Origin of the sequence: Galbibacter kalidii (assembly GCF_026241135.1) — a bacterium.
Taxonomy (GTDB): Bacteria; Bacteroidota; Bacteroidia; order Flavobacteriales; family Flavobacteriaceae; genus Galbibacter.
Map to the genome: position 1 here is coordinate 1 of NZ_JAPFGA010000055.1, position 1,971 is coordinate 1,971.

Here is a 1,971-nt window from a genome sequence, read left to right on the forward strand (position 1 = left end):
GAGGAGTTTTGTCATTAAGGACTCCAAAAGGAACAGAGCTCTTTGTGTTCCTGGAATAGATGGGTGTCCCAATAGTAAGAAGGGTGCGGATAAAGGGGCAGTTTCAGAAGTTAATATAGATTTGTAATTCAAGTGATTACGTTGTAAATTAGAAAAGAACAAACCCCGAAAATTGGCCAAAAGCGCAAAAAACGGGGTTTTCTTTTTCCTTAACGATGAAATTACAAAGAATATCTGAATTACAGCACAGCTTTTCGTTTTTATCTCCCACCGAAGAGTTAACGGCTTACCAAGAGCGCTTTTTTGAGAGCGACCTGGGCAAGATTTACCAAGCCATCCCCTGGGAGGCCATGGTCAAGGGATTTGGCCTGAAAGAATCCGGCCGTGGCACCCGGATGATGTTCAGCCCCCGTGGGCGGATCGCCCTGATGTTTTTAAAGCACTATGCGGGCTGTTCGGACCGGAAGCTCATCGAGCAGCTGAACAGCAACATCGATTACCAGTTTTTCTGTGACCTCCATTTGGGGCTTGAACGGATCACCAACTACAAGATCGTGAGCCAGATCCGCTGTGAGGTGTCCAAAGTGCTGGATATCGATACCCTGGAAAAAGTGTTCTACACCCATTGGAGGCCCTGTATCGATGAGGCGGAAAAAGCCGTGGTGGATGCTACCTGCTACGAGAGCGAGGTGCGCTACCCAACGAGCACCAAGCTGCTCTGGGAATCCTTGGAGTGGCTCTATGGGGAACTCCGCCGCCTTTGCCGCGTGTTGGGGGTGAAACTGCCCTGGAGCAAATACCTGAAATGGAAGAAGCGTTATACCGGCTATAGCAAGATGCGCAGGAAAACCGCAAAGAAGCGCCGCTCCCTGACCCGTGCCCTGCTCAAATTATTGGAGAAGTTCTTGGTTTTTGAACAGCAGCTGCTGAAAACATACCGGCCAACCCTCCCCAAGGCTTACTACCGCAGGGCGGCCACCATCCGGAAGGTGTACCGGCAACAGTTCCGGCTCTTTGTCACCGGGGAAAAGCCCAAAGACTGTATCGTCAGTATCGGCAAAGGGTACCTCCGTCCCATAGTCCGGGGCAAAGAAATCAAGAAAGTAGAGTTCGGTGCCAAGGTCAATAAAATACAGGTAGGCGGCATCAACTTCATCGAACACATAAGTTTTGACAACTTCAACGAGGGCACTCGCCTTAAAAGTTCCGTTTACAAAACACAAAGCCTTACCCACAAAAAACTGAAGGTCCTCGGTGCCGATACCATTTACGCTACCAACGAGAACCGCAGGTTCGTTACCAAGCACGGTATCAAGACCGATTTTAAAGCCAAAGGACCTAAAGCCAAACACCGTAAGGTACAGGATAAGCTCAAGGGGATGATCACCAAAGAGCGGGCTTCAAGGCTCGAAGGGAGTTTTGGTAAAGAAAAAGAACATTATCATCTAAAGAAAGTCAAGGCCAAGACCAAGCGGACAGAAATCCTTTGGATATTCTTCGGTATCCACACGGCCAACTGTCTGGAGATCGGCAGGCGCATGACAAGGCAACAGCTCAAAGAAGTAGCATGATATTTTACCCGACAAACCAAAAATCATTGGGGTACCTATGCCTTTTTCTGGCTAAAATCCATCTAAAGCACCAAAGGTGCCGGTGAAAAACAAAAAAACTCAGGGAATCCATCTAAAATCACCTGAGTTTTTAGCTTATTGTTTTATCAAATTGGCTTACTTCTGAAAGTGCCTAAAGGGTTTCAAATAACTTTCGTATTTCCTTTATCAGGCTTGTTATGTAGAAAAACCATTTTGTACAGACGATAGGGAGCCATGATGCCGAACAAAACACAATAAATTTAAAGAATTTGTAGGTCTATATATAATTGATGAAGATAGGGTTCTAGCCATTGACTATGAAATCTGGTGGTAACAATAAAAGCAAATGAAATTCACAGTTTCTATATAAGCTATCAAT

At 46.0% G+C, this 1,971-nt stretch carries 1 protein-coding gene; it reads left to right on the forward strand.

Going from position 1 to position 1,971, the window contains the following annotated elements; translation table 11 throughout:
- Nucleotides 1–215 precede the first annotated feature (215 nt).
- Nucleotides 216–1,571, forward strand: coding sequence for a transposase (locus OOZ15_RS19780; protein WP_265958166.1), 1,356 nt, complete (start codon nucleotides 216–218; stop codon nucleotides 1,569–1,571).
- The last annotated feature ends 400 nt before the right edge of the window (nucleotides 1,572–1,971 follow it).

Excerpts from the sequence above, each read along its gene's own strand:
- OOZ15_RS19780 (WP_265958166.1), top strand. The coding sequence starts at position 216 with ATGAAATTACAAAGAATATCTGAATTACAGCACAGCTTTTCGTTTTTA.